At 46.1% G+C, this 2,925-nt stretch carries 3 protein-coding genes; all 3 read left to right on the top strand.

Annotated elements, in window-relative coordinates; genetic code table 11:
• Positions 1-325: carbohydrate ABC transporter permease (locus tag AC1DUA_RS32005; RefSeq protein ID WP_477503579.1), on the top strand; the 325-nt coding region annotated here is incomplete at its 5' end.
• A gap of 27 nt (positions 326-352) precedes the next feature.
• Positions 353-1,381: an S-layer homology domain-containing protein gene (locus tag AC1DUA_RS32000; RefSeq protein ID WP_477503578.1), complete on the top strand. Its 1,029-nt coding sequence runs from the start codon at positions 353-355 to the stop codon at positions 1,379-1,381.
• 46 nt (positions 1,382-1,427) lie between these two features.
• Entirely contained in the window at positions 1,428-2,603 is a 1,176-nt protein-coding gene (locus AC1DUA_RS31995; RefSeq protein ID WP_477503577.1) for a fibronectin type III domain-containing protein, read from the top strand.
• Positions 2,604-2,925: the final 322 nt, after the last annotated feature.

Below are 2,925 nucleotides of genomic sequence, written 5' to 3'. Positions count from 1 at the left end.
GCTGGAGTCAGCCAAAATCGATGGCAATGGGTTCTTCGGAATTTATCGGTATATCATGATCCCTCTTTCATTAACAGGATTTGTTGTCGTTGGCATATGGCAATTCACTAGTGTATGGAACGAATTTCTGTTTGCCGTTACACTGACAACGCAGAAGCAGCAACCGATCATGGTAGCTCTGCAAAACCTGTCAGGCAGTCAAATTGTACAGTGGAACGTACAGATGGCTGGAGCGATTCTGGCCGCTTTACCTACGCTGCTTGTTTATATTTTCTTGAGCAAATATTTTATTCGAGGTCTGCTCGCAGGTTCTATTAAAGGATAAAAGAACGCTCAGAAAGGAAAGATTTGCATGAAACGTAAACTTCTTTATATCCAGCTGACACTTATGATCTGTATGTTTCTGGTTCCCATGTCCAATTGGGCTGCAGACTCCTTCACTTACACGCTAACAATCAGTAACGATAAACCTGAAGTAGGAAAAGACAAAGAAATTAACGTTACGGTGACAGGGGATAATCTTCAGGATATTTACGCGTATGAAGTGAACTTTGTTTACGACACCAACCAATTGCGATTCAAGGAAGCGAAAAGTGCCCTAAACGGTTTCTCCATACCTGCGATCGTGAAAGACAATCAGATTCAATTTGCGAGCACCAAAATTGGCAATGCTGCCGGTGAAAGCGGGAAGGTTCCCCTATGTACGCTTACTTTTGAACCCATTGGCAAAGGCCAAGCAGCGGTAGAGCTTACGGATGTGAAGCTAGTTACCAGCAAAATGGTTTCCACTAAACAAAATGCGGGCGCGCAAATCGCAATGGATATCAGAAACGACAATGCGGCTATGTTTCGTGATATTGCAGGGCACTGGGCGAAAGAGGCGATTGAAAGAGCAGCGAAACTGGGCTTTGTCAACGGGTATGAGGATGGCACTTTCAGGCCACAGGGACTTGTAACACGTGCGGAGTTTGCGACAATGCTGGCTCGTGCGATTCATTTGCCGTTGAAAGACAAGGCAGAACTTACTTTTGCAGATCAGTCATCTATACCGGAATGGGCAAAATCAAGCATCTCGTCAGCAGTAAACGCTGGCATTGTATCAGGGTATGAGGACAACACGTTCCGTTCAGGCAAAATGATATCCCGAGCCGAAATCACCACGATGATCGTGCGGGCTTCAGGAGTCCAGGCAGACGAGAATCAATTATCTACTTTTGCCGATAAAGACCAAATTCCTGAATGGGCTTACTCTTTCGTAGCAGCTGCTGCAGAAGCTGGTCTGATCCAAGGCAAGGGAGAGAACCTTTTCATGCCGAATGACAATGCGACAAGGGCAGAGGCCGTCACACTAATTCTATCTTTACTTGATTATCAAAAATGACAGGCAGCGATTCGTCCCTACATAAAGCCCGAGAGGATAGTAGTCAATGAGAAAAAGGAAAAGGTATAGGACATACCTTGTATATGCGCTCCTCATTCTTATATCGGCTAGCTGGTTTGCTGATTGCTCACTTGCCAAAGCCGAGGAAGCCATCCATGCCACCTTGTCCGGTGAGGACAAGGTGCAGACTGGTCAAGCTTTTAATTTGACCTATGGACTGAAAGGGGTTACACAAGATGTCTACGCTCAGGATATCACCGTCATTTATGATGCTGAGCAGTTGATTTTTAATGGTGTGGACTCATTAAGGGATAATTTCTCTATAGCCGGTTTGTCGGACACGCCAGGACGTGTCCGGATCATTGCGGTAAGTCATGGAGCGAAGTATGCCGTACGCGAAGATAGCGAATTGTTGACGCTACATTGGAGCTCTAAACCTCTTAATAGTGCTGCCATAACCAATGTATCTATAAGCAATACGGTCGTTTCAAATGGCGATGGCGTGGAAATCAATGTAAGCGGAGCGACACATACGATTTCCATTCAGAACTCCCAGCCTGGGGATTTGAATGGAGACAACAAATTTACGATCGGTGATCTGGCGATTGCGGCAGCTTCCTATGGTAAAACATCGAGTGACTCCGACTGGGCTAACCATGTGAAAGCGGATATCCACCCTGATGGCAGGATTGATATTGTAGATTTGGCCATCATCGCCAAAGCTATCTTGAATAGTTCGCCAGACATACCGATGCCTCCAGAGTGGTCGGTGGATAAGCGGCTTGACGTATCCAGTGTGACGAGCACAGGGATGATGCTAACATGGTCGGCAGCGACCGATCCAGCTGGTGTTGCCGGCTACAAGGTCTATCAGGATGGGCAAGCTCTAGGCACCGTGACGGGGAATGTCTATCAGTACGCGATTACGGCTTTGAAGCCGAATACAACGTATACCTTTAAGGTGGAAGCGGGTAACTCAGCTGGGTTTTGGAGTACGAATGGTCCAAGTATAACCGCCACTACGCAGGCAAATGACTCTCCAACGGTTGATTTAAACGGCGATAACAAAATATCTGTGGGTGATCTGGCTATAGTTGCGGCGGCTTACGGCAGAGAGTCAACCGATGACGATTGGGCGAAATATGAGCGAGCTGATCTTAATCATAGCGGCAAGGTGGATATCGACGATCTAGTCATGATAGCCAGATGGATTTTTCATTAAGGGCACAAAGTGAGGGGAGAGGCGGTTTTCTACCTCCCTTTTTGTATTCCTGGATGATGCTGGAATGGAAATGTGATTATTTTATCGGAAGAAAAGATAGATTTACCGCATAGTTAATGCCAGTCTCTTTCAGTAAGATATGTATGGGGAAGCGCTTACAGGTGTGCTTCGAAAGGAGGCTGCTTGAGTCTTAAGATTAGGATGGCTTTGAAAACAAAAATGGGAGGTTTTCTGGAATGGGTAACCGGAAAGCTAGGAAATTTCTGGCTATGGCAACAAGCTTTACACTTCTAGCAGGGTCATTTTATCTGCCAACGAATCA

The organism is Paenibacillus sp. 01T422 (assembly GCF_056398785.1).
This window is presented reverse-complemented; position numbering and strand designations above follow the sequence as displayed.